This window comes from Phenylobacterium sp. J426, assembly GCF_024699945.1.
Taxonomy (GTDB): domain Bacteria; phylum Pseudomonadota; class Alphaproteobacteria; order Caulobacterales; family Caulobacteraceae; genus Phenylobacterium.
Genome location: NZ_JAJOMY010000001.1, coordinates 3,706,149 through 3,728,878 on the forward strand (window position 1 = coordinate 3,706,149; position 22,730 = coordinate 3,728,878).

Below are 22,730 nucleotides of genomic sequence, written 5' to 3' on the forward strand. Positions count from 1 at the left end.
CTTGATCCCTGGCGAATGGTCGGGCCTGGATACACCGGAGGCGCACGCCCGCGGCCGTGATGCATTGCCGCGCCCGCCCCCCCGTTTGGCGAGCATCTTATCTAGTGCGCATTCCCGAAATGTGAAGAAACCTCGCAGGGCGAGCAGCCCGCGAGGTTTCTCGGCATTCTAAAGTCTGGCTGGCCGCGGGCGCGCCGCGGCCGTTCAGCGCCTACTTCAGGTGCTTCGCCAGGTGCTTGTTCATCTCGAACATCGACACCTTGTCCTTGCCGTCGAAGATCGGCTTCAGCTTGGCGTCGGCGAGGATTTCGCGCTTGTTCTGGGGGGTTCTGAAGATTGTTCTTCTTGATGTAGTCCCAGATCTTCGAGACGGTCTCGCCGCGGGACAGCTGCCCCGAGCCGACCACCGCCGCGAGTTCCGACGAGGGCGTCAGCGGCTTTTGCAGCGCGTTCGTGTTCTTTCCAGTGGCCATGGGCTCCCCCAGCTAGAGTGTCCACGACTGCCCGGCGCGAGGGATGCGCCGAGTGAGTCGCTTGGAGGTATCCTAACGCGACGTACGCGCCGCGCTACAGCGAAGCGTGGTTAGCGCGCCTTAAGGCCGAGGCCCGGTCGTCAAGGACGGATCCTCGGCTTGCGCGGCGCGGGCGGCGTCGCGCTCGAAAGGCTCGCGGGCTTCGGGCGAGCGATGAACGTCGTCGTCGCCGCCGGCCGCCTCGACCATGTCGTACTCCGCCCGCGTCGCGGCTTCGGTGAGGGCGTCGTTCCGCTTGTCGCGCGTGAAGTAGCGGAAGGCGCCGTACGCGATCGCCAGACCCAGGATGGTGACGCCGACAACGTTCATCAGGCCCCAGCCGACGCCGCCGGCGTCGACCTCGCCGGGCCCGGGCCCGTTCGCGCCGCGGGTCGAGTTCAGGATGCCGATGCCGGTGGTGAGCGAGAACGCCCAGAATGCGGCGGCGGCCGCCCAGGCCACCCAGAGGAAGATCTTCCCGCCCACGCCGCCGCTGGCGGTTTCCACCGGCTCCTGACGGGCGTAGCTGTCGCGCTCGTATGCGTTGTTGTCCAAGTCGCTGTAGGGCCGGACGGCCATGTCGCGTCTCCCGGAGTTGCTTTTCGGGACTTCCAACACCTGGGCCGCGCGCCCGTTCCCGCTAAGGTGGCGACGCGACGGCGTTGACGCCCGCGCCCAGCAGCCGCGGCGTCAGCGTGCGATCGAACAGGTCCAACAGGCGGCCTCGCAGCCGGTCTTCTTCGCCGGCTCCATAGGTTTCGGTCTCGAAGTTGACGTCGGCCGCGCAGAGGGCGGCCTCGAGCGCGGCCATGCCTGGCCCCGCTGGGCGCCCGACCGCATAGCCGAGATGGACGAGCGCGTTGAGCCGCTGCGCCAGCTCGGCCGCCGTCGCCGCGCCGAAGCCCCGGCCGAACAGCGCCGCAGCCGCCGACACCCGCTCCGCTCGCCACGCGGCCGTCTTCAACGCGAGGTCCGCGCCACGGCGCCAGCCGACCACGCCGACGCGGGCGTCATCTATCCGCCGCTCGTCCGCCAGCCAATCCAGCCAGGCCTCGGTGTCGGCGCGGCGCTCGTCCGCCGGGCGGGCCGCCCAGTCGGGAGCCAAGACGAAATAGCCATGGGCCGCCAGCCGTCTTGCCATCCGCTCGGCTTCCGCCCGTCCGGTTCGGTCGGCCAGCACCACAACGGGCGGTCGGCGCCCCTCCCCTTCCGGCCACACCGCCCAGGCGTCGACATGGCCGTCTTCGGCGGCGATCTCGATCCACGCTTCGGGCATGGCGCTCCTCGCTTCCAGCAGGCGCCACCATAATCCTAGCGATCTTATAGGAATAACCCGAAAGTTTGCGGCCGCGCGCAGAATTCCTGGTTTCAGCCTGGGGCGCGATGCGCCTCCGTCCTCATCGGTCGAACACCAGCAGCGTCGAGGTCGCCGTGGCGTAGAGGCGACCTTCGAGATCGGTCAGCTTGCCTTCGGCGAAGCCCGCGCGACGGCCCAGCTGGATCACCACGCCCTCGGCCCGCACGGGGCCGGTGTCCTTGGTCAAAGGCCGGTGGTAAGCGACCTTCAGCTCGAGGGTCGTATAACCCTGCCCAGCCTTCAGCTTCGAATGCACGGCGCAGCCGACCGCCGAATCCAACAGGGTCGCCGCGTAGCCGCCATGCACGGTGCCGATCGGATTGTAGACGCTCTCGTCCGGATGACCGCCGAAGACGACGCGCCCCTCCTCCAGCTCCACCACGTGGAAATTCATCGTCCTGCCGATGCCGCGGAAGCCGTCCTGTCGGTCGGGATCGAACGCCGCCTGCAGCTGCTGCAGGCCGGTCATCTGAGAAAGGTCGGTCACGGCGTTCATCGCGATTGATCCTCCTGAGCCCTCATGCGGGCCTTGATGCTTCGGCGACAGTCCGCCAGCAGCCGCTCGGCCAGGGCGTCATCGGCCACCGCGCGCGACAGCGTCACGGCGCCGGCCATTTCGGCGACGATGGAGGCCGCCATGCCCTCACGGTCGGGTTCGCTCTCCGGCAGCCAGGCCGCGACCCGGGTCACCATCCCGCGAACGCCCGCGTCGAACGCCTCTCGCACCGCCGCCGGCTGCCGCGGCAGCTCGCTGGCCAGCGCCGTGACCGGGCAGCCGTTCGCGACGCGGCCCCGGTGGGCCATCGAGACGTAGGCGTCGACGAAGGCGGCCACCGCCGCCTCGCGGTCCAGGCCCTCGGTCAGGCGTGCGAACCGCCGGCGGCTTTCATCGAAGGCCTCGCCGACTGCGGCGACGATCAGCGCCTGCTTGTTCGGGAAGTGGGCGTAGAAGCCACCGTGGGTCAGCCCCGCCTCGGCCATCACCTCGGCCACGGCCAGGCCGTCCGGCCCCTTGGCGCGCACGGCGGCAGACGCCGCCTTCAGCACCCTCTTCCGCGTCTCCTGCTTGTGGCCCTCGGCGTAACGCACGGCATAGCCCGTCATTGTATGATAAAGATCATATTATGAGCCGCCGTAGGAAACACAAGCGCGACGGGCGTCTCCGCCCCGGTCATTGACTTGACCCCACGAGAGGCCGCCAACTTCCCCCGCAAGAACAAGAGCCTGCGGGAGGAGTGGTCATGGCCGGTTGGACGATTGCGCCGATCTGGGAGGCGGTCGCGAAGGCTCAGCCCGAGACGTCAGCTCTCGTCCAGGGGAGCCGCGAGATCTCCTGGGGCCAGTTCGACGCCCGCGCCGACGCGCTGGCCGCCCACCTGCTGGCCCGCGGCCTGACCCATCAGGCCAAGGTCGCCGCCTACCTCTTCAACGGCCCCGAATTTCTCGAGACCTATTACGCTGCGTTCAAGGCCGGCTTCGCGCCCGTGAACACAAACTACCGCTACGGACCTGAGGAGGTGTTCTACCTCTTCGACAACGCCGACGCCGAGGCCGTGGTCTTCCACGCTGGCTTCGCCGAGGTGCTCGAGCCGATCCGCGCGCGCCTGACCAAGGTGAAGGTTTGGATCGCCGTGGCCGAGCCAGGCCACAGCATTCCCGACTGGGCGGACGACTACGACGCGGTGGTCGCCAAGGCGCCGAAGGTGCGGCCCGTCCGCGGCGCATGGGGCCTCTCCGGCGACGACCTTCTGCTGCTCTACACCGGCGGCACGACCGGCATGCCCAAAGGCGTGATGTGGCGCCAGGACGACCTGTTCCAGGTGCTGGGCGCCGGCGGCAACGCGACGCTCGGCATTCCGCCGGTCGCTTCGATCGCAGAACTGATCGAGCGCATCGCCGGCCCTGAGCACCTGCGCCCCATCACCGTCGCCGCCGCGCCGCTGATGCACGGCACCGGTCAGTTCTCGGCCTTCATCTCGCTGAACATCGGCGGCACGGTCTGCACCCTGCCGTCGCGCAGGTTCGACGCCGTCGAGTTGTGGAACGAAGTCGAGCGTCTCCGCGCCACCAATGTGGTCATCGTCGCCCTCGCCTTCTCGACGCCGATGCTGGAGGCGCTGGACGCCAATCCCGGCCGCTGGGACCTCGCCTGCGTCCGCGCCATGAGTTCGTCGGGCTCGATGTGGAGCCAGGAGAACAAGCGCGGCCTGCTCGGCCATATGCCTCAGGCGCTGATCGCAGACAGCTTCGGCTCGTCCGAAGCCGTCGGCCTCGGCGCCTCGGCCTCTGCGGCGGGGATGGAAGCGCCGACCGCCGCCTTCATGCTCGGGCCGAACACCGCCGTCTTCAGCGAAGACGGCCGCCGCATCGAGCCAGGTTCGGGCGAACGCGGCCTGGTCGCCGTCTCCGGCTTCCTGCCCCAGGGCTACTACAAGGATCCGGAGAAGACGGCGAAGACCTTCAAGGTTATGGACGGCCAGCGCTGGAGCGTCCCAGGCGACTGGGCCGAGGTGAACGCCGATGGCTCGCTAAAGCTGCTCGGCCGTGGCTCGGTCTGCATCAACACCGGCGGCGAGAAGGTCTTTCCCGAGGAAGTCGAGGAAGCGCTGAAGACCCACGCTCACGTCCGCGACGCCGTGGTCGTGGGCGTGCCCGATCCCCGTTTCGGCGAGCGCATCTGCGCGGTGGTCGAGCCCGAAGCGGGCGCCGACCTTGGCCTCGCTGAGCTGTCGGCCCACGTCCGCGCCCAGCTCGCCGGCTACAAGGCGCCGCGCGAACTGGTGATGGTCGACACCATCGGCCGCGCCCCCAACGGCAAGGTTGACTACAAGGCCATCAAGGACCGCGCGCTGGCGGCGCTGGGGCAGCCCGCCTAGCGTTTGCCCCGCGGCTCCTGGCTGAGCCGCGTCATCAGCAGCGCCGCGCGCTTGGCCTGAACCTCCAGGCTCGTCAGGTCGACGGTCTCGCCCGGCGCATGGCTGCCCTCGCCCGCCGTGCCCAGGCCCACCAGCCCGTCGATGAACGACACGAACGCGATGTCGCCCGCGCCGCGGCTGGCTGGATCGCCCTCGGGCATCTGCGGCAGACCCAGCGTCTCGTTGACCGCATTCAACTTCGCCAGTAGCGCCCTGTTGCCCGCCGTCGGCGCCATGGCCGGATAGCCTGTCTCCGAGAACGTCAAGGTCGCGTTGGTCTTCGGCAGATGCCGGTCGACGATCGCCTGCATCTTGGCCCGCACCCGCGCCTCCTGCTCGTTCGAGAGTGTCCGGATGTCGCCGAGTGCGACCGCCTCGGCGGGGATGATGTTGGACTTGCCGCTGGCCGTGCCGCCGGTCTCGTCAGCCGCCACCGAAGCCTGCGCCCCGCCCACCAGGACGCCCACATTGTAGGTCAGGTTCGGCTCGGGGAGCTCCCGCCGGAACGCGTCCAGGATGCGGGTCATCTCGTAGACCGCGCCGCATCCGGGACCTTCCATGCAGACCCCCGACGAGTGGCCGGACTTGGCCGTGGTCTTCAGCGTCCAGGAATTCGATGAGCGGCGGGCGATCGAGCCGATGTCCTGACCGCCCGCCCGCGAAAGCCCTTCGAAGTCGAGCGCCACATCGCTGGCCTTGCCCGCGGCGATCAGGTCGGCCCGGGCCAGCTCAATCGGCGACCCCGGCTTCTCCTCGTCACCGGTCAGCACCACGATGATGTCGGCGGCCTTGAGCGTCCCGGCCGCCTGCATCGCCCGCAGGGCCGCCACGATGATCACCATCCCGCCCTTGTCGTCGCCGACGCCGGGTCCTTCGGCGATGTCGCCCCGTCGGGTCCACGCCTGGAACGGGCTGTCGGGTTCGAACACGGTGTCCAGGTGGCCAATCAGCAGCATCCGCTTGCCGCGGCCATTCCCCTTGTGCGTGGCCACGATGTGCCCGGCCCTGCCGGTCTTCTGCATCTGGATCCATCTGACGTCGAAGCCCAGGGGCTCCAACTCCGCCCGCATCATCCGGCCGACCTGCTCGACGCCCTGCAGGTTCATGCTGCCCGAGTTCACCTTCACCAGCTCTTCGAGCAGGCCGATGTGGCGCTCCCGCTCGGCCTCGACCGCGGCGATCATCTTCGCCTCGGCCGGGCTGGGCGGCGCGGCGGTCGCCGGCGTCGCAAGGGCGAGGCAAAGGGCGCCAGCCACGAGAACCCGTGGGGCGGAACGGAACATCGGCATCGATAAGCTCCCGGAGGGGAATGTCAGCCCGGCTGATTGCTGCGCAGGCTGCGGACGAATTCGACAAGAGCCGAGCGGGACACCCCGCGGGGCAGGTCGGCGAAGGCCTTGAGCAGTTCCAGCGCCCCCGGCTCGGCCAGCAGCGCCGCCACCTCGTCCACGGCGCTCGAGGTGGGCGACGCCTCGCCGAACATCTCCGACACGGGCACGTTCAGCGTCTTGGCGATGCGCGCCAGCATGGACGCGCTCACCCGGTTGGCGCCCGCGCTCGTACTTCTGGATCTGCTGGAAGGTCACGCCCGCAGCTTCCGCCAGAGCTTGCTGCGACAGACCCTTCAGCTTCCGGAGGAGCCGGATGCGCGCGCCGACGGCGATATCGACGGGATCGGCGACAGCGTCGGGTTTGCTGGCCATGAACGTTCCGGAACCTCTAACTTGCAGTCGTGCGCTAGCGCGCTCGGCTGGGCTGGTCATCCGCGGGGGCGCCCAATCCGCCTGCGGCGATTTCTGGTCCGAGATGCAGTAGCACGCCTCGGCGATCACGATGCCCAGCGCGCGCCGGAGGGCGCTGACGGCCGGGTTCGCCCCCTCGAGGGCGATCAGTTCCTCCTCATAGGGCGCCAGCAGCTCAACCAGGTTCTGGGCCAGTTTCCTGGCGTGCTCCGGATCGTGACTCATCGCGCCCCCTGTTGGGCGGACCCTGGGGGATTGTAGAGCTGAATGCAAGCAGCCCCGAAACCTCGTTCCGGGGCTGTTCGCGTTCTGCCTGATCGGCGATCAGTTGGCGGCGATCGCCTGGGCCGCCGTCTGGGCCTGGATGACCGTCCGGCCCTCGCGTTCGGCGATGCGGCGGAAGGTGGCGAGCGCCTGCCCGGTGACCTGGTCCATGTTGTAGTAGCGGTAGGTGGCCAGCCGCCCCACGAAGTGGACCTCGGGCGTCTCCAGCGCCAGCGCCTCGTACTTCTTGTACAGCGCCTGGTTCTCAGGACGCGGCACCGGATAGTAGGGGTCGCCTTCGGCGCTCGGGTGCTCGTAGGTGATCGTGGTCTTGTCGCACTGCTGCCCGGTCATGTGCTTGTACTCGCTGACGCGGGTGTAGGGCGTCTCCTCGTTCGGATAGTTGACCACCGCCACCGGCTGGAACCACGGCTGGTCCAGGGTTTCGTGCTGGAAGCGCAGGCTCCGGTACGGAAGCTTGCCGTAGCGGTGGTCGAAGTACTCATCGATCGGGCCGGTGAAGATCAGCCGGTCGAAGTCGGCCTCGTCGCGCACGTCCTCGTACTCGACGCCGAGCTGCAGCGTGACGCCCTTCTGGTCGACCATGTTCTCGAACATGCGCGTGTAGCCGTCGAGCGGCATGGCCTGGAACTTGTCGGTGAAGTAGCGGTCGTCGGTGTTGGTCCGCGTCGGCACCCGGGCCGTCACCGCCTTGTCCAGCTCGGACGGGTCCATGCCCCACTGCTTGCGGGTGTAGCCGCGGAAGAACATCTCGTAGAGTTCGCGGCCGACCTGGCTGATCACCACGTCCTCGGACGTGCGGATCTTCTCCACCGGCTCCGCACGGCTGGCCAGGAAGGCCTCGGCGTCGGCCTCGGTCTGCAGGTTGACGCCGTACAGCATGTTCAGCGTGGTGCGGTTGATGGGCATCGGCACGTGCAGCCCGCCCCTCACGCAAGCCAGCACCCGGTGCTCGTACGGCCGCCACCTGGTGAACTGCGACAGGTAGCGGAACACCTCTTCCGAGTTGGTGTGGAAGATGTGCGGGCCGTACTTGTGCATCAGCACGCCGCCGGCGTCCTTCTCGTCATAGGCGTTGCCGCCCACGTGCGGCCGGCGGTCGACCAGCAGGACGCGCTTGCCCAGCTGGCTGGTCAGGCGCTCGGCGAGCACCGAGCCGGCAAAGCCCGCGCCCACGATCAGATAGTCGAAAGGCTTGTTGCGGCCGGCGGGCCGGATGGCGGGCGCAGCCAGGGTCGAGGAGCCGGCGCCTTGCGACATCGCCTCGTTGCGCGCCTGCTCGCGGGCAAGCAGTACGCGACTGATCTCCAGGTTCATGCGGGTGAAGGTCTCGTCCCACGACAGGGTCGAAAGCTTGCTGTCGACGGCCTTGAGCCAGTCACCCTTGAGCCGCGACAGCGCCAGCGCCTTGTCGCAGGCCTCGATGAACGACGGGGCGTCCTCCGCGACCTTCACCGCCTCAAGGTCGCCATAGTGGCGCACGACGTCGACGATCGGCGTCGAGACGACGGGGCGACCGCCCGACAGGTATTCCGGCGTCTTAGTCGGGCTGATGAACCGGGTCGACTCGTTGATCGCGAACGGCATCAAGGCGACGTTCCAGCCGCCCAGGTACCGAGGCAGCTCGTCGTAGGTCTTGCCGCCGAGGTAGTGCAGGTTCGGCCGCTTCGGCAGGGTCTCCGGGTCGATCTTCACGACCGGGCCGAGGATCACCAGGCTCCACTCGGGCCGCGCGTCGGCGAGCGCCGCCAGCAGATCGAGATCCATCCGCTCGTCGACCACGCCGTAGAAGCCGAGCCTGGGCCACGGCAGGCTCGCCTGGTCCTGGGGCTCCTCGCGCACGAGGCGCGCCTTGGCGAAATGCGCCCGATCCACGCTGGACGGGAACGGGTGCACGTTCGGATGGCGATCGCGCTTGGCCTCCCACAGGCTGTACCCGCCGGTGAAGACGACGTCGGCGAGATCGAACAGCTCGCGCTCGAGGATCGTCAGCTCGGGGGGCGCGAACTTGAAGTTCGCCAGCTCGTCCATGCAGTCATAGACCGTGCAGGCGGCGGCCAGATGCCGCGAAAACGGCAGCATCATCGGCGTGTAGTACCACCGCAGGAGCGTTCCTTCGACGCCGGCCAGCATCGCGTCCAGCAGGCCCTTCAGGGCCGCCTCGCGGGCTTCCCCATCCATGCCTTCCGGCAATTGCGGCGTGGCGACGATCACGCCGCTGTCGGGACAAACCTTGCTGCTGAGCGTGGGCGGGGAACCCGCCGGGGCGGGCATGGGCTCCTCCCAGAAGACCACCTTCCGGGTCTGGGCGAAGCGGGTCATCAGATGCTGCGGCCGCTGGAACACGAAGTCCCAGCGCAGATGCGAAAAGCAGATTAGCGTTTCTCGAGGGTGGGAACGCCCCCCCACATGCGGCGGAAGCGGCGCAGCGCCAACGGCGCTCGGAACCCACGGAGTGTTCAAGACGCGATCCCCTGGAATGAAAACAGACACACGAAGCCCGGGGGTAAAACGCCGCTAGCCGCAGATCGTTCCACAGCTATGCTTCGAGCCGCAGAATTCACGCCAGTAATCAAAAGATAATCGGCCGAACTTCAGTCCTTAGATCAGCTTATGTCGGGATCACGACTGTTTAGTTGGCGGTTTCGATCTTTCGGCTGGTCGCCCGACGTCCCGATCCATACGCCGGCTGAGCCTCCCAGCGCAGCGCGTCCGCGACGATCCGGTCAAGGCCCGAGCAGTTCGGCTCCCATCCCAGCAGGTCTCTCGCGCGCGTGGGGTCGGCGACCAGGCTCGGCGGGTCCCCCGCGCGGCGGGCGCCGACGCTATGCGGCACCGGGCGACCTGTGGCGCGGGCGACGGCCTCGACCACCTCCCGCACCGAAGCGCCCTTGCCCGTGCCCACGTTCACCGCCTCATAGGCGCCGGCTGCGAGCTCGACCTCCAGGGCCGCCACGTGCGCGGCGGCGAGGTCGTTCACATGGATGTAGTCGCGCAGGCAGGTGCCGTCCGGCGTATCGAAGTCATCGCCGAACACCGTCAACGGCTTGCCGTCTCCCAAGGCCGCGGCGATGGCCAGCGGGATCAGGTGCGTTTCCGGCTCATGCGCCTCCCCGATGAGGCCCGACGGATCAGCGCCGGCGGCGTTGAAGTAGCGCAAGGCCACGGCGCTCAGCCCGTAGGCCTTGCACTGGGCCTGGATCATCCATTCGCAGGCGAGCTTGGTGTCGCCATAGGGGCTGGACGGCGCCTTCACGGCGTCTTCGGGGATGGTCTCCAGGGGACCTCGGCCGCCCTGGCCGTACACGGCGGCGCTGGACGAGAACACCATCCGCTCCACGCCGCGCTCGCGCATGGCGGTCAGCAGGCTCGTGGTGCCGGCGACATTGATCTCCCAGAACAGATCCGGCTGGGCGACCGAACGCCCCACCTCGATCAGACCGGCGAAGTGGATCACCGACCTGGCGCCGTATTCGTCGAGCGCGTCGGCGACCGCCCGCGCGTCGCGAATGTCGCCGTCGACGAAGGCGCCCCAGCGAACCGCCTCCCGGAACCCCGAACTCAAGCTGTCGAAGACGACGGGGAAGAACCCCCGCTCGCTCAGAGCCTTCGCCGTATGTGCGCCGATGTAGCCGGCTCCGCCCGTCACGAGGACGGCGGGCTTCGATCCCCGATCCATGCGCGTTTAATCCCCTGCCTTCCACTCGAGTTCCAGCACTAAAGCCAAGTTTGGGAACGAAACCGGAGAGCGACGGCTTAAAGCCGCGGGATGGACGGGAAAGCCAGGGTCTATGCGAACTACAGTCGAGCTGTGGGGCGGGCACGAATGCACCGTCAACCGCGTGGGGCCGCAATTCCATGACCAGACGGTCCGCTCCGGCCACCACCACAGGCTCGACGATCTCGACCGGTTCGCGGACCTTGGCCTGAAGGCGCTCCGCTATCCGGTGCTGTGGGAGCGGGTGGCGCCCGACGTCCCGCAGAGCCGCGACTGGCGTTGGACCGACGAGCGGCTCGGCCGCATCCGGCAGCTGGGCATGCGGCCGATCGTGGGCCTGCTGCACCACGGCTCGGGTCCCCGCTACACCAGCCTCGTAGACGACGGCTTCTGCCGCCTCTTCGCCGACTATGCTCGCGCTGCGGCCGAGCGCTATCCGTGGGTCGAGGCGTGGACGCCGATCAACGAGCCGCTCACCACCGCGCGCTTCTCGGCTCTCTACGGCCTCTGGCACCCGCACCTCAGCGACGAACCCTTCTTCTGGGCCGCCCTGCTCAACCAGATCGACGGGACGCGCATGGCCATGCGGGAGATCCGCGCCGTGAACCCGCGCGCGCGTCTGATCCAGACCGAGGACCTCGGCCGCACCTACGCCACGCGCCCGCTCGCCGGACAGGCCGAGTTCGAGAACCACCGGCGTTGGCTCACCTGGGACCTGCTCACGGGCCGGGTGACGCCGGACCATCCCATGTTCGAGCGCATGGCCGCCTGCGGCTTCGGCGACCGGCTGCGGGCGATCGCCGACGACCCCTGCCCGCCCGATGTCGTGGGGGTGAACCACTACCTGACCAGTGAGCGCTTCCTCGACCACCGCCTCGACGCCTATCCGCCCGAGCGCCACGGCGGCAATGGCGAGGTCGCCTACGCCGATGTCGAGGCGATCCGCGTCGCGCTTCCCGCCCCAGGCGGACTGGAGAGCGTGCTCGAAGAGGCCTGGGCCCGTTACGGGCTGCCGCTGGCCGTCACCGAGAGTCACAACGGCTGCACCCGGGAGGAGCAGGTCCGGTGGATCCGCGAGGCCTGGGACACCGCCCAGCGCCTCCACGGGCGCGGCGTCGAGATCCGGGCCGTGACCGCCTGGGCGCTGCTCGGCGCCTACGACTGGAACAGCCTGCTCACCCAGAACAACGGCCACTACGAGGTCGGCGTTTTCGACGTGCGCCCCGAGACGCCGCGTCCGACGGCCTTGGTCCGCGAGCTCAAGCGGCTGGCGCATGGCGGAGAGCCCCACCCGGGGACGCTGGGGCCCGGCTGGTGGCGGCGCGACATCCGCCTCGAGTTCCGTCCTGTCTTCCGCCAGGTGGAGACGCCGGAGCCCCGATCGGCCTGGCGCGCCGAAGGGGGGGCCGACCGCTGCTGATCGCCGGCGCCACCGGCACCCTGGGCAAGGCCCTGGCCCGGGCCTGCGAATGGCGCGGCCTTGCTTATCGGCTCACGTCGCGGGCCGAGCTCGATCTGACGGATCCCGCCTCCATCGCCGGCGCGCTCGACGGTCTTCAGCCCTGGGCCGTGGTCAACGCCGCCGGCTGGGTGCGCGTGGACGATGCGGAGAGCGCGCGCGAGCCGTGCCTGGCCGCCAATGCCGAGGGCGCGGTGCGCCTGGCCGAGGCCTGCGCCGCACGCAGCCTGCCGGTGATCGGCTATTCCAGCGACCTCGTCTTCGACGGGGGCGCCGGCCGTCCTTACGTCGAAAGCGATCCGGTCGCACCGCTCAACGCCTACGGCGAAAGCAAGGCGCTGGCCGAGGCCGGGGTGCTGGGCGCCAATCCGCAGGCCCTCATGATCCGGACCGCGGCGTTCTTCTCGCCCTTCGATCCCTACAACTTCGCCCACCACGTCCGGCGCACGCTGCTCGCCGGCGAGCGTCTTCACGCCGCCGAGGATCTCGTGGTTTCGCCGACCTACGTCCCCGACCTGGTGGACGCCAGCCTCGACCTCCTGCTGGATGGCGAAACGGGCCTTCGCCACCTCGCCAGCCACGGCCAGGCCAGCTGGGCCGAGTTCGCCCGGATGGTGGCCCGCGCACTCGGACTCGACGAGGACCTGGTCGTTGGCGTGCCTGGCGCGAGCTTCGGCTGGCCCGCGGCCCGACCCGCGCACGTTCCGCTCGCCACCGAACGCGGCCGGGTGATGCCGGCGCTCGAGAACGCCATCGCTCGCCACGCGGCCCTCGTCCGCGAAGCGGAGTTCGCGCCCGAGGCGGAAGCCCTCGCGGACCTCATGCCGGCAGAGCCGCGCGAACGGCGGCCCCCGCGGCTGTCCTGAGGCAAATGCGCTAGTTCCGGGTGGAGGAGACCTCCTCGACCTCCTCGTCGTCCTCGTCGTCCTCGTCGTGCTCGCCTTCGACCTCGAAGACATCCTCCTCGGCCTCGGACAGAAGCTCGTCGAGGGCGTCGATCACCGCGTCCAGCTGTTCGGGGCTGGCGGCGAAGTCCATCTTCTCGCCGGCGTCGTCCTCCAGATGCAGGACGAAATCCTCCTCGCGGACCGAGATCGAGAACTTGGCGAGCTGTCGCATGATGGCCTCCTGACCGACTATCGGCATAACCACCCAGACCGCCTTTCGTTCAGCCCGGGTCAGGCCAAACGACGCACCGCCGCCATCACCCGCGCCGCCTTCTCGGCCGTTTCGGCGGGCGATTGCCCGGCCTTGTAGAGCTCACCGCCCAGGCCGAAGGCGCGCGCCCCCGCCGCCCACCAGTCGGCCATGCCGTCCGGGCCCACCCCGCCGACCGCCCAGACGGTCACGTCGGCCGGCAACACGGCCTTCAGCTGCTTCAGATGCGCCGGGCCGTAGGTCACCGCAGGGAACAGCTTCAGGTGCCGGGCGCCCGCTTCGATCGCCGTGAAGGCCTCCGTGGCCGTGGCGAACCCGGGCGCCGGGTCCAGCCCCAGCTCGACCGCCCGCCGGATCACTTCAGGCTGGGTGTTGGGCGAGACGATGATCCGTCCGCCGGCCTCGGCCACCGCTTCCACCCGCTCGGGCGTGAGCACCGTCCCTGCGCCGACCGCCATCCGGTCGGCGAAGGTCTCCGCCAGCGCGCGGATGCTGTCCAGCGGCTCCGGCGAGTTGAGCGGCACCTCCACGCCCCGCACGCCGGCCTCAAACAGCGCCTGCGCATGGTCCAGGATCTCATCGGGACGCACGCCGCGCACGATCGCGACCACCGGCGCTTCGGCCAGGGCGGCCTCCAGCTTCATCGTCTCGCCCTTTCATACAGCGCGAACAGACCCGCGATCGCCGCGGCCTCGCCGTCGTGCACATCGGCCGACACGCCACGCGCCGCAAGGGCGCGCGCGTAGAGGCCGCACAGCTGCGGATCGCCCAGCAGAGACACAGGCTCGTCTCCGCGGCATCCCAGCAGCCCCGGCAGGCTCGCAACCTCGGCTCCGATGAGCAGGCCGGAGAGATAGCTCGGCGTCTCCTCAGCCGGGCGGCCTTCGCCCACCACCCGAGCCCGCGCCGTGAACAGCCGCGCCGCCAGGCCGTCCCCCTCGCCCGCCGCCGCCGTCCCGGCGTCGAACGCCGCCATGTCGTCGGCCGGAGCCTCGCTCTTCAACACGCTGTGGGTCTTCAGCACCGCGAACAGCTCGCCGGTCATGGCGGTGACGAACCGCGTGAGCCGCCCGTCCTCCACCAGCATCCACTTGGCGTGGGTCCCCGGATGACAGACCAGCCGCCGCCCCTCGCAGCGGGCCCTATCGGCCGCCAGCCAGCCGAAGACCTGCGTCTCCTCGCCCCGCATCACATCGCCCTGGCCGTTGAAGCCGCCACAGCGCACGCCGGGTACGATGCGGATCCAATCGGGTCCCTCCACGGCCTTCAGGCGCTGCGCCAGGTCGTCCAGGCCAGCCGGCGCGTCGGCATAGGGCGCCAGCGTCCATCCAAGGTTCGAGCCCACCATGCCGCACAGGATCGCCGGCAGCCCGTCAGCCGCGAGCGCGGGCCGCACCTCATCCCGGAACCGCGCCTCCGCCTCCCCGGGATCCAGCTTCGAGACGCCCAGACCCGGGAAGTCCCGGTCGCCGACCACCTTGCCGGCGGCGTCCAGCGTCCAGGCGCGCAGGTTCGTCGTGCCCCAATCGCAGGCGAGCACCGCCGCGGCCATCAGAGCCGCCCCGCGTCGACGATCAGGTTCTGGCCGGTGATCATCCGGGCGTTGTCGCTGGCCAGAAACAGGGCCGCATCGGCGATGTCGTCGGGATATAGCCGCTCCTTGAGGGCCACCTGCTCGCGCCAAGCCGCCTCGGCCTCCGGCGTCAGCCAGAGCTCCAGCTGCCGCTCGGTGATCACCCAGCCTGGGGACAGGGCATTCACCCGCACCTTGTCCGGGCCCCATTCGCGGGCCAGTCCCTTGGACAGCGAGTTGATCGCGCCCTTGGCCGCCACATAGGTCGCCATGTGAGCCGGCCCCCACAAGGCATTGATCGAACTCACGTTCACGATGGCGCCGCCGCCGGCCGCCTTCATCATCGGATAGGCCGCCACGGACGCCGCAAAGGCCGGGTCGAGGTTGACCGCCAGCCCCTTGCGCCAGGCCTCGATCGAGGTCTCGGCGGCTTCGTGCCGGGTGTCGTTGGCGACGTTGTTGATCAGCACGGTGATCGGCCCCAGGGCGTCGGCCGCGTCCTGGATGGCGGCCTGCAGAGCGTCGGCGTCGGTCACGTCGCAGCGTCGAAACCAGGTCCGCTCACCCAGCTTCGCGGCCAACGCGGAGCCCGCGTCTTCCTGGAGGTCCACGAAGGCCACTCTGCACCCCTGGCCGTGGAAGCGCTCCACGAAGCAGGCGCCGATCCCGGATGCGCCCCCGGTGACGAAGACGGTCCGGCCGTCCAGGCTAGGATAGGTCGCCTCGCCCATCTAATGGCTCTCGCGGGTGACTTCGGCGCTCGACTTGCCGACCAGGAAATCCAGGTCCGCGCCCCGGTCCGCCTGCAGCACGGTGTCGATGTAGAGCCTGTACCAGCCGCGGTCGAACCGGGAAGGCTGCAGCCCCGCCTCCCACTCGCGGCGGCGCTGCGCCAGCTCCGCCTCGCTGACGAGCAGGTTCAGGGTGCGGTTCGGCCCGTCGAACTCGATCTCGTCACCGGTCCTGACCAGCGCCAGCGGCCCGCCGGCCTCGGCTTCCGGCGAAACGTGCAGGATCACCGTGCCATAGGCCGTGCCGCTCATCCGCGCGTCGGAGATCCGCACCATGTCGCGCACGCCCTTCTGCAGCAGCTTCGGCGGCAGGGCCATGTTGCCCACCTCCGGCATGCCCGGGTAGCCCTTCGGCCCGCAGCCCTTCAGGACCAGGATCGAGGTTTCGTCGACCTCCAGGTCCGGGGCATCGATGCGGGCGTGGTAGTCCTCGATGTCCTCGAACACCACCGCCCGGCCGCGGTGGGTCAGGAGCTCGGGCGACGCGGCGCTGGGCTTCAGGATCGCGCCGTCTGGACAGAGGTTGCCGCGCAGCACCCAGACGCCCGACGACGGCCCGACCGGCTGCTCCACCGTGCCGATCACCTCACGGTTCCACACCTCCGCGGCGTCGGCGATCTCGCCCTGGGTGTGGCCGGACACCGTGATGGCCTCGCGGCGGAACAGCGGCCCCAGCTCCTTCATCACCGCCGGACAGCCGCCGGCGTAACAGAAGTCCTCCATCAGGTACTTGCCCGACGGCATCAGGTTGACCAGCAGCGGGACCTCGCGGCCCAGCCGGTCGAAGTCCTCGAGCGTGAGCTCGATCCCGACCCGGCCCGCCAGCGCCAGCAGGTGCACCACCGCATTGGTCGAGCCGCCGATCGCCGCGTGCATCAGGATGGCGTTCTCGAAGGCCTCGCGCGTCAGGATCTGCGACAGCTTCACGTCGTCCTTCACCAGCTGGACGATGCGGTTCCCGGTCAGGTGCGCCAGGGTCTTGCGCCGGCTGTCCACGCCGGGCAGCGCCGCATTGTTCGGCAGGCAGACACCCAACGCCTCCATCAGGCTGGCCATGGTCGAGGCCGTGCCCATGGTGTTGCAGACCCCGTGGCTGCGGCTCATCGAGCTCTCGGCCGACAGGAAGTCCTTCAGCGTCATCTCGCCGGCCCGCACCGCCTCCGAGAACCGCCACACGTCGGTGCCCGACCCGATGTCCTTGCCGTGCCACTTGCCGTTCAGCATCGGGCCCGAGCTCACCACCATGGTCGGCAGGTCCACAGACGCCGCGCCCATCAGCTGCCCCGGCGTCGTCTTGTCGCAACCGCCCAGCAGGACCACGCCGTCGATAGGATTGGCCCGGATGCTCTCCTCGACTTCCATGGCCAGCAGGTTCCGAAACAGCATCGCTGTCGGCCGCATCTGGGTCTCAGGCAGGCTCATGGCCGGAAACTCGATCGGGACGCCGCCGGCTTCCCAAACGCCGCGTTTCACGTACTCGGCCAGGTCGCGCAGGTGGAACTGGCAGGTCACCAGCTCGGACCAGGTGTTGCAGATGCCGATCACCGGCCGCCCGTCGAACACATGGTCCGGCAAGCCCGTCCCCTTGATCCAGCTGCGATGGATGAACCCGTCGCGGTCGAGCTTGCCGTAGCTCTTCTGGCTGCGCAGCGGCTTCTTCGCCATTCCCGCGACCCCTCGCCTTCTCTCTAGATGCCCAGAGATTAAACCCGCCAGCCCGGCCGTGGTTCAGGCCTACCGCGCGTGGTGCAGATACCATCGTCGTGCTATCGCGCGGCGCTTTGTGCGGACTGGAGTTGGAGGGCGCGTGCTCGACTCGCTGCAATTGGCGCTCACGAACCTCCTGGCCCCCGCGGTCCTCTTCTTCCTGCTCGGTTTCGGGGCTGGCTGGCTGCGCTCCGACCTGACGGTTCCAGAGAGCGCCGCCAAGACGCTGGCCCTCGTCCTGATGCTGTCGATCGGCTTCAAAGGAGGCGTCGAGGCGTCCAAGGCAGGACTGTCGCAAGACTTCGCTTCTGCAGCGACCGCCGGCGTCGCCCTCAGCTTCGGCATCCCGGTCCTCGGCTTCTTTGTGCTCCGGGCGATCAGCGCGCTGGACCGTGCTACCGCCGCCGCGACCGCGGCCCACTATGGTTCGGTCTCCATCGTCACCTTCGTCGCCGGAACTGAGTTCCTACGGGCGTCGGGCCTGCAGTTCGGCGGCTACATGGTCGCCGTCGTCGCCCTGATGGAGACCCCGGCCATCCTTTCGGCCCTCCTGCTGGCGGGCTCTGGCGCGGCCGGTCGCCAGGGCCTGCGCGGCGAGTTGATCCGCGAGGTGGCGCTGAACGGATCCGTGGTCGTGCTGATCGGGTCGTTCCTGATCGGAGCGATCAGCGGCTCCGCCGGCATGGCCAAGCTCGAGGTGTTCGTCGGCCCCGTCTTCCAGGGCGTGCTCGTCTTGTTCCTCCTGGACATGGGGCTCGTGGCGGCCCGGCGGCTGAAAGCGGCGCGCAGCCTGACCCCGGCCCTCATCGCCTTCGCCCTCGTGATGCCGCTGGTGTCTTGCGGGCTGGGCCTCGCCATCTCGCTGGCCCTGGGCCTTGGGGCTGCGGATGCTGCGGTCCTGGCGATCCTCGCCGCCAGCGCCTCCTACATCGCGGTGCCCGCGGCGATGCGCATCGCATTGCCCGACGCCGATCCGGGGGTCTATCTGACCCTCTCGCTGGCGATCACTTTCCCCTTCAACCTCGTGGTCGGCATCCCGCTGTACACGGCCGCAGCCCAGGCGATGATCGGGTGACCCATGCAGACCACCGGACGCAAGAAGCTTGAGATCATCATCGAGGCGACCGTACTGCGGCGCGTCGAACAGTTTCTCGACGAGGCCGGAGTCCGAGGCTGGACCGTGCTTCCCAGCATCGAGGGCCACGGCAGCCATGGCGACTGGAGCAGCGGCGACTTCACGCCGGGGCAGGAACGGCGGCTGATCGTGGCGGTTGCGACCTCCGACGTCGCGCAGCGGGCGCTGGATCGCCTGGCGAGCTTCTTCGCCGACTATCCCGGGATCGTCTTCCTGAGCGACGTGGAAGTCCTGCGGCCCGAACGCTTCTAGGCGCCCGCCCTAGCCCTCGTACACCGGCAGCGGGAGCCCCTTCACGCCCCAGGCCGTGAGGGTGTCAACCGCGAAAAGCCCGCCCGCCAGCGGCTGCTTGGCCCGCGCCTCGTCCGACAGCTCGTCCCAGGCGCTGGTGATATAGAGCGTGCCGAGATCAGGACCACCGAACGCGCAGCTGGTCGGCTGCTCGACGGGGACCTGGACGACCCGGTCCACCCGCCCATCCGGTGCGTAACGCACGATCCGCCAGCCGCCCCACTGAGCGTTCCAGAGATGTCCCTCCGCATCCACCGCCGAGCCGTCCGGCGAGGCGTTGGTCCCACGCGTGTGGGCGAACTCGCGCACCTGCGACAGATCCGCCGTCTGGTGGGCGAACAGGGTCTGCAGCTTGGAGTCGGCCATGTAGAGCACAGAGCCGTCCGGGCTGAACGACACCGTGTTCGGGATGTGAATGCCGGTCAGCACGCGCGTCGTCTTGCCGTCGCGGTCGGTCCGGAAGACGCTGCCCGGTCGTTTGCCGCCGTCGTCGTCCATGGTCGACCACCAGAAGCGGCCCTGCATGTCGACCTTGCCGTCATTGGTGCGGAAGCCCGCGCCCAGCTCATAGGGCTGCGTCACCGCGATCGTGCCGGCCTGCGGATCCACGATCGCGAGCCCCTTCTCCGTGGCCATCAGCAGGCCGCCCGCCGCGCGCGGGACCGCCGCGCTCGCCCGCATCGGCAGGTCGAAGGTTCCGCTGTCGCCGGTCGCCGGCTCGAACCAGGCGAGGCGGGGATGCTTGATGTCGAACCAGTACAGCCTTCGCTCGGCCGCCGACCAGAGAGGGCCCTCCCCGAGGCGGTCTGCCGCATTCACCACGCACCGAACTTCCACCAGATGACCTCCCGACGAACGGACTGGGAATCATGAGACACTTCCAGGACCGGTCGCGCCTAACCTGCGACACCCTGACCGCCGCGTTTCAATACCGTTCAGGGTCGTCGCCCTACTATCTTAGTCGACAGAATCGGTAGGGGTCTCCCAAGTGTCGCTCTCCAGCTATTCCGACGTCTTCTCGATCGACCACGAGCGTGGCTACGACGAGACGATCTCCCCGGGCGACCTCGTCCGCACGGGGCCCAACCTCTATCCCCACTTCGAGGTTCTCGCCGTCCATGGCGACAAGGCCTGGGTCCGGAACGTGCTGAACGGCTCCGACCACCTCGCCCTCCTCGCCCGCTGCCGCAAGATCAACGGCCAGCCCGGCCTCGCCGAAACGGCGGAATAGGCGCCGATCTCCTCCTCTCTCCCCTCCACAACGGAGAGGGAGAGGGAGAGGAGAACGTCCTGATTTTTCTGAACCCCGGTCCGCCCCCGGAGTTATCGCTTTGGGGAGCGAGCGACCGCGCTCGCGCGAGTACACGGCTGCGCCGCTTTCGAGCCGGCCACTTCCAGGGGAGGACGCGCCATCTCCGCTTTCATGTTCGCCACCGGGATCGAGAACTCCATCCCCCGCATCCAGAACGGCCGCGTCCGGGTGGACCAGATGGAGTCCTGCGGTCACTACCGGCATTGGCGGAAGGACTTCGACCTCGTCGAAGAGATGGGGATCAAGTACCTGCGCTACGGCCCGCCGCTGCACACCACCCTGATCGGACCCGAGAGGTACGACTGGGAGTTCTCGGACGTCACCTTCGCCGAACTGCGCCGCCGCAACATCAATCCCATCGTCGACCTCTGCCACTTCGGCGTGCCCGACTGGATCGGCGACTTCCAGAATCCCGACTTCCCGGAGCAGTTCGCCAGGTACTCCGCCGCATTCGCCCGGCGCTTCCCGTGGGTGCAGCTCTACACGCCGGTCAACGAGATGTTCATCTGCGCCCAGTTCTCGGCCAAGTTCGGCTGGTGGAACGAGCAGGGCACGACGGACCTCACCTTCGTCACCGCGCTGAAGCACATCGTGCGGGCCAACGTGCTGGCCATGCAGGAGATCCTCAAGGTCCGGCCCGACGCGATCTTCATCCAGAGCGAGTCCTCGGAGTACTTCCACGCGGAGAATCCGTCCGCCATCAAGCCGGCGGAGATCGAGAACTCGCGCCGCTTCCTCTCACTCGATCTCAACTACGGCCACCGGGTCGACAGCGAGATGTACGAGTACCTGATGGACAACGGGATGACGCGCGAGGAGTACCACTTCTTCCTCGGCAATTCGCTGCGCCACCACTGCATCCTGGGCAACGACTACTATTGGACGAACGAGCACCGGGTGTCGGCCGACGGGACTCACCGGGCCTCGGGCGAGATCTTCGGCTACTCCGAGATCACCCGGCAGTACTACAACCGCTACCGGCTCCCGGTGATGCACACCGAGACCAACATCGTCGAGGGTCCGAACGGCGACGAGGCCGTGAACTGGCTCTGGAAGGAGTGGGCCAACGTGCTCCGCGTCCGCAACGATGGCGTGCCGACGGTCGGCTTCACCTGGTACTCGCTGACCGACCAGATGGACTGGGACACTGCCTTGCGCGAGACCAATATGCGGGTGCACCCGGTGGGCCTCTACGACCTCAACCGTGAGATCCGTCCGGTGGGCCTCTCCTACAAGCAACTGATCAAGGACTGGGGCGAGGTGCTGCCCACCCAGAGCATCTGCCTCACGGTGCCCGTCGTGCCGCCGGCCGAGTACGGCGAGCCCGGCGCGGAACGCCAGCAGGTGGAGGCCCGGCGGCTCCGGGCGGTCGAACTCGCATCTGGCGGCCAGACCGGCTAGGCGCTCCGGATGGGGCGGATCGAGATCGTCACCCTGCGCGCCGACGCGCCGGCCGACCGGCCCGGCTTCGTCGAGGCGCAGGTCCTCCCCGGCCGCGGCATGATGCTGCTGCAGGCGAAGCTGCGGCTGCTCACAGGCGAGATCGTCGACGCCCTGTTCTCCCCCTCGCCCGATGAACTCGCCGACGCCTTCGGCGGCCCTGACGACTTCGCCGGCAACAAGACCTTCGCGTTCGGCGGCGCCGTGCTCATCCCCTACGCCAACCGCATCCGAGGGCGCGACCTCGGCGAGGCGCGAGAGATCGAAGCGACGGTCGACGGGCGCTCGGCTCGCCTGCCGCGCAACTGGGGCGGCAAGGCGCCGGGCGCGGCGCAGTACGCCATGCACGGCCTGATCCTCCAGACACCCGTGCCGTACGAGCGCCTCTCGCCCGGCCGGCTGACCGGACGCCTCGACGCCGGCGACTTCGGCGGGCGCTGGCCCGGACGGGCGGAGTTCGACTTCGAATGGCGCCTCGAGAACGGTGAGCTGGCGCTCGGCGTCACGGCCCGCAACGTCGGCGACGCCGACCTGCCGCTGGGCATCGGCTTCCATCCCTACATGGCGCTGCCCTCAGGTGATCGCCGCCAGGCGCGCCTTCGGCTTTCCGCCCAGGTCCGCACAGAGGTGAACAACTACGACGAGGTCCTGCCGACCGGCCGCCTGCCCCCCAACGCCGGCACGCCCTATGACTTCGGCGAAGGGCCCGCCCTGGGCGATCTCTTCCTTGACGACTGCTTCACCGAACTTGCGCGACAGGACGGCCGGGTCGTCGTGGAGGTGGAGGATCCCCTCGCCGGCATCGGTTACCGCTTCGCTTCCCAAAGCCCGCATGTGAAGGCCGTCCAGGTGTATGCGCCGCCGGAGAAGCCCTTTGTCGTCGTCGAGCCGCAGTTCAACGTCGCCGATCCGTTCGGAGACGTCTGGCCCGCGGGGATGGACACCGGAATGGCCAGGCTGAAGCCGGGCGCAAGCTTAACCTATGATTGTCTGTTGAGCGCCTACGCCGTGGGGAACCGCTCGCGGGGGTAGTGCTTTCCCAGCGCCATGAACCGCGCACGCAAGAGTGAACAGAGGCAAGAGACCTGCGAAGTCATCGACTTCGACGAGGCGCTACTCGACTCCTGCCCGGCCGAAGAAAAGGCCGAGCTGCTGGGCGAGGCGCGCATCATCGCCAAGGCCTTCGCCAACGAGGGCGGCGTCGAGGAGTTGGAGGAGATGGCCCAGACGCTGTCCTGCGGCTTTCGCGACGCCGAGATCGAGCGGGCTCATGCGCGCAAGCTCTCAGCAGCCCTGAAGCGCCTGGCGAAGGATCCCTGGAAGGACGAGCCCTAA

23 protein-coding genes and 3 pseudogenes are annotated in these 22,730 nt (G+C 68.9%); 9 read left to right on the forward strand and 17 right to left on the reverse strand.

Features of this window, described 5'->3' with window-relative positions; translation table 11 throughout:
• Window positions 1-211: 211 nt before the first annotated feature.
• The 6 genes and pseudogenes from LRS10_RS25330 to LRS10_RS19585 form a co-directional block, all read right to left on the reverse strand.
• A complete protein-coding gene (locus LRS10_RS25330) occupies window positions 212-337 on the reverse strand; it encodes an SWIB/MDM2 domain-containing protein (RefSeq protein ID WP_374571038.1) in 126 nt (41 codons plus the stop codon).
• Window positions 338-374: 37 nt separating this feature from the next.
• Window positions 375-473, reverse strand: a pseudogene (locus LRS10_RS25335) (hypothetical protein); the annotation flags it as partial.
• 120 nt (window positions 474-593) lie between these two features.
• Entirely contained in the window at window positions 594-1,091 is a 498-nt protein-coding gene (locus LRS10_RS19570; RefSeq protein ID WP_257838696.1) for a hypothetical protein, read from the reverse strand.
• Window positions 1,092-1,152: 61 nt separating this feature from the next.
• Complete coding sequence (locus LRS10_RS19575) at window positions 1,153-1,788, reverse strand: dienelactone hydrolase family protein (RefSeq protein WP_257838697.1); 636 nt, start codon at window positions 1,786-1,788, stop codon at window positions 1,153-1,155.
• Between the two features lie 121 nt (window positions 1,789-1,909).
• A complete protein-coding gene (locus LRS10_RS19580) occupies window positions 1,910-2,365 on the reverse strand; it encodes a PaaI family thioesterase (protein ID WP_257838698.1) in 456 nt (151 codons plus the stop codon).
• Window positions 2,362-2,973 carry a TetR/AcrR family transcriptional regulator gene (locus tag LRS10_RS19585; protein WP_257838699.1) on the reverse strand — a complete coding sequence of 204 codons (612 nt, stop codon included), beginning with the start codon at window positions 2,971-2,973 and terminating at the stop codon, window positions 2,362-2,364. Before LRS10_RS19585 ends, LRS10_RS19580 begins: the two co-directional genes overlap by 4 nt.
• A 137-nt stretch (window positions 2,974-3,110) precedes the next feature.
• Here LRS10_RS19585 and LRS10_RS19590 point away from each other — a divergent pair, with 137 nt between their 5' ends.
• A complete protein-coding gene (locus LRS10_RS19590; protein ID WP_257838700.1) occupies window positions 3,111-4,745 on the forward strand; it encodes an AMP-binding protein in 1,635 nt (544 codons plus the stop codon).
• On the opposite strand, the gene LRS10_RS19595 is transcribed toward LRS10_RS19590, so the two are convergent.
• The 5 genes and pseudogenes from LRS10_RS19595 to galE all read right to left on the reverse strand — a co-directional run bounded on the left by LRS10_RS19595 (window position 4,742) and on the right by galE (window position 10,490).
• Window positions 4,742-6,073 carry a M20/M25/M40 family metallo-hydrolase gene (locus LRS10_RS19595; protein WP_257838701.1) on the reverse strand — a complete coding sequence of 444 codons (1,332 nt, stop codon included), beginning with the start codon at window positions 6,071-6,073 and terminating at the stop codon, window positions 4,742-4,744. The genes LRS10_RS19590 and LRS10_RS19595 overlap by 4 nt on opposite strands.
• 23 nt (window positions 6,074-6,096) lie before the next feature.
• Entirely contained in the window at window positions 6,097-6,312 is a 216-nt protein-coding gene (locus LRS10_RS25340) for a hypothetical protein (protein WP_374571082.1), read from the reverse strand.
• A gap of 61 nt (window positions 6,313-6,373) precedes the next feature.
• Window positions 6,374-6,751: pseudogene (locus LRS10_RS25345) on the reverse strand (hypothetical protein); the annotation flags it as partial.
• Between the two features lie 99 nt (window positions 6,752-6,850).
• A complete protein-coding gene (gene glf / locus LRS10_RS19605) occupies window positions 6,851-9,133 on the reverse strand; it encodes a UDP-galactopyranose mutase (protein WP_257838702.1) in 2,283 nt (760 codons plus the stop codon).
• 310 nt (window positions 9,134-9,443) lie between these two features.
• Window positions 9,444-10,490, reverse strand: coding sequence for a UDP-glucose 4-epimerase GalE (gene galE, locus LRS10_RS19610; protein WP_257838703.1), 1,047 nt, complete (start codon window positions 10,488-10,490; stop codon window positions 9,444-9,446).
• Between the two features lie 112 nt (window positions 10,491-10,602).
• Between galE and LRS10_RS19615 the strand changes: the two genes are divergently transcribed.
• Both LRS10_RS19615 and LRS10_RS19620 read left to right on the forward strand, forming a co-directional pair.
• A complete protein-coding gene (locus LRS10_RS19615) occupies window positions 10,603-11,949 on the forward strand; it encodes a family 1 glycosylhydrolase (protein ID WP_257838704.1) in 1,347 nt (448 codons plus the stop codon).
• Complete coding sequence (locus tag LRS10_RS19620; RefSeq protein ID WP_257838705.1) at window positions 11,844-12,854, forward strand: NAD(P)-dependent oxidoreductase; 1,011 nt, start codon at window positions 11,844-11,846, stop codon at window positions 12,852-12,854. Before LRS10_RS19615 ends, LRS10_RS19620 begins: the two co-directional genes overlap by 106 nt.
• 10 nt (window positions 12,855-12,864) lie before the next feature.
• Here LRS10_RS19620 and LRS10_RS19625 read toward each other — a convergent pair whose 3' ends face one another.
• Genes LRS10_RS19625 through LRS10_RS19645 form a run of 5 tightly spaced genes read right to left on the reverse strand, consistent with a single transcriptional unit; the run spans window position 12,865 to window position 17,175 of the window.
• A complete protein-coding gene (locus LRS10_RS19625; protein ID WP_257838706.1) occupies window positions 12,865-13,107 on the reverse strand; it encodes a hypothetical protein in 243 nt (80 codons plus the stop codon).
• A gap of 59 nt (window positions 13,108-13,166) precedes the next feature.
• Window positions 13,167-13,790 (reverse strand): 2-dehydro-3-deoxy-6-phosphogalactonate aldolase, encoded by a 624-nt coding sequence (locus LRS10_RS19630; RefSeq protein WP_257838707.1) that lies wholly within the window; start codon window positions 13,788-13,790, stop codon window positions 13,167-13,169.
• On the reverse strand, window positions 13,787-14,698 hold the full coding sequence (locus LRS10_RS19635) for a 2-dehydro-3-deoxygalactonokinase (protein WP_257838708.1): 912 nt from the start codon (window positions 14,696-14,698) through the stop codon (window positions 13,787-13,789). The genes LRS10_RS19630 and LRS10_RS19635 overlap by 4 nt, the downstream gene beginning before the upstream one ends.
• Window positions 14,698-15,450: an SDR family NAD(P)-dependent oxidoreductase gene (locus tag LRS10_RS19640; RefSeq protein WP_257838709.1), complete on the reverse strand. Its 753-nt coding sequence runs from the start codon at window positions 15,448-15,450 to the stop codon at window positions 14,698-14,700. Before LRS10_RS19640 ends, LRS10_RS19635 begins: the two co-directional genes overlap by 1 nt.
• Window positions 15,451-17,175, reverse strand: a complete 1,725-nt coding sequence (locus tag LRS10_RS19645) for an IlvD/Edd family dehydratase (RefSeq protein WP_257838710.1) — start codon at window positions 17,173-17,175, stop codon at window positions 15,451-15,453. It lies immediately after the preceding gene.
• A gap of 142 nt (window positions 17,176-17,317) precedes the next feature.
• Between LRS10_RS19645 and LRS10_RS19650 the strand changes: the two genes are divergently transcribed.
• Both LRS10_RS19650 and LRS10_RS19655 read left to right on the forward strand, forming a co-directional pair.
• The gene (locus tag LRS10_RS19650) at window positions 17,318-18,292 is read left to right on the forward strand and encodes a sodium-dependent bicarbonate transport family permease (RefSeq protein WP_257838711.1); all 975 of its coding nucleotides are present in this window, start codon (window positions 17,318-17,320) and stop codon (window positions 18,290-18,292) included.
• A 3-nt stretch (window positions 18,293-18,295) separates the two neighbouring features.
• Window positions 18,296-18,604, forward strand: a complete 309-nt coding sequence (locus LRS10_RS19655; RefSeq protein ID WP_257838712.1) for a DUF190 domain-containing protein — start codon at window positions 18,296-18,298, stop codon at window positions 18,602-18,604.
• Window positions 18,605-18,613: 9 nt separating this feature from the next.
• Here the strand turns inward: LRS10_RS19655 and LRS10_RS19660 are convergent, their stop codons facing one another.
• Window positions 18,614-19,480: an SMP-30/gluconolactonase/LRE family protein gene (locus LRS10_RS19660; RefSeq protein WP_257838713.1), complete on the reverse strand. Its 867-nt coding sequence runs from the start codon at window positions 19,478-19,480 to the stop codon at window positions 18,614-18,616.
• Window positions 19,481-19,631: 151 nt separating this feature from the next.
• Here LRS10_RS19660 and LRS10_RS19665 point away from each other — a divergent pair, with 151 nt between their 5' ends.
• The 4 genes and pseudogenes from LRS10_RS19665 to LRS10_RS19680 all read left to right on the forward strand — a co-directional run bounded on the left by LRS10_RS19665 (window position 19,632) and on the right by LRS10_RS19680 (window position 22,730).
• Window positions 19,632-19,874 (forward strand): hypothetical protein, encoded by a 243-nt coding sequence (locus LRS10_RS19665; protein ID WP_257838714.1) that lies wholly within the window; start codon window positions 19,632-19,634, stop codon window positions 19,872-19,874.
• Window positions 19,875-20,036: 162 nt separating this feature from the next.
• Window positions 20,037-21,356: pseudogene (locus LRS10_RS19670) on the forward strand (family 1 glycosylhydrolase); the annotation flags it as partial.
• A gap of 9 nt (window positions 21,357-21,365) precedes the next feature.
• Window positions 21,366-22,427 (forward strand): aldose 1-epimerase, encoded by a 1,062-nt coding sequence (locus LRS10_RS19675; protein ID WP_257838715.1) that lies wholly within the window; start codon window positions 21,366-21,368, stop codon window positions 22,425-22,427.
• A gap of 15 nt (window positions 22,428-22,442) precedes the next feature.
• On the forward strand, window positions 22,443-22,730 hold the full coding sequence (locus LRS10_RS19680) for a hypothetical protein (protein ID WP_257838716.1): 288 nt from the start codon (window positions 22,443-22,445) through the stop codon (window positions 22,728-22,730).

Coding starts and splice junctions, on each gene's coding strand:
- LRS10_RS19570 (WP_257838696.1), bottom strand. CDS start 1,091: ATGGCCGTCCGGCCCTACAGCGACTTGGACAACAACGCATACGAGCGC.
- LRS10_RS19575 (WP_257838697.1), bottom strand. CDS start 1,788: ATGCCCGAAGCGTGGATCGAGATCGCCGCCGAAGACGGCCATGTCGAC.
- LRS10_RS19580 (WP_257838698.1), bottom strand. CDS start 2,365: ATGAACGCCGTGACCGACCTTTCTCAGATGACCGGCCTGCAGCAGCTG.
- LRS10_RS19585 (WP_257838699.1), bottom strand. CDS start 2,973: ATGACGGGCTATGCCGTGCGTTACGCCGAGGGCCACAAGCAGGAGACG.
- LRS10_RS19590 (WP_257838700.1), top strand. CDS start 3,111: ATGGCCGGTTGGACGATTGCGCCGATCTGGGAGGCGGTCGCGAAGGCT.
- LRS10_RS19595 (WP_257838701.1), bottom strand. CDS start 6,073: ATGCCGATGTTCCGTTCCGCCCCACGGGTTCTCGTGGCTGGCGCCCTT.
- LRS10_RS25340 (WP_374571082.1), bottom strand. CDS start 6,312: ATGCTGGCGCGCATCGCCAAGACGCTGAACGTGCCCGTGTCGGAGATG.
- glf (WP_257838702.1), bottom strand. CDS start 9,133: ATGACCCGCTTCGCCCAGACCCGGAAGGTGGTCTTCTGGGAGGAGCCC.
- galE (WP_257838703.1), bottom strand. CDS start 10,490: ATGGATCGGGGATCGAAGCCCGCCGTCCTCGTGACGGGCGGAGCCGGC.
- LRS10_RS19615 (WP_257838704.1), top strand. CDS start 10,603: ATGCGAACTACAGTCGAGCTGTGGGGCGGGCACGAATGCACCGTCAAC.
- LRS10_RS19625 (WP_257838706.1), bottom strand. CDS start 13,107: ATGCGACAGCTCGCCAAGTTCTCGATCTCGGTCCGCGAGGAGGATTTC.
- LRS10_RS19630 (WP_257838707.1), bottom strand. CDS start 13,790: ATGAAGCTGGAGGCCGCCCTGGCCGAAGCGCCGGTGGTCGCGATCGTG.
- LRS10_RS19635 (WP_257838708.1), bottom strand. CDS start 14,698: ATGGCCGCGGCGGTGCTCGCCTGCGATTGGGGCACGACGAACCTGCGC.
- LRS10_RS19640 (WP_257838709.1), bottom strand. CDS start 15,450: ATGGGCGAGGCGACCTATCCTAGCCTGGACGGCCGGACCGTCTTCGTC.
- LRS10_RS19645 (WP_257838710.1), bottom strand. CDS start 17,175: ATGGCGAAGAAGCCGCTGCGCAGCCAGAAGAGCTACGGCAAGCTCGAC.
- LRS10_RS19655 (WP_257838712.1), top strand. CDS start 18,296: ATGCAGACCACCGGACGCAAGAAGCTTGAGATCATCATCGAGGCGACC.
- LRS10_RS19675 (WP_257838715.1), top strand. CDS start 21,366: ATGGGGCGGATCGAGATCGTCACCCTGCGCGCCGACGCGCCGGCCGAC.
- LRS10_RS19680 (WP_257838716.1), top strand. CDS start 22,443: ATGAACCGCGCACGCAAGAGTGAACAGAGGCAAGAGACCTGCGAAGTC.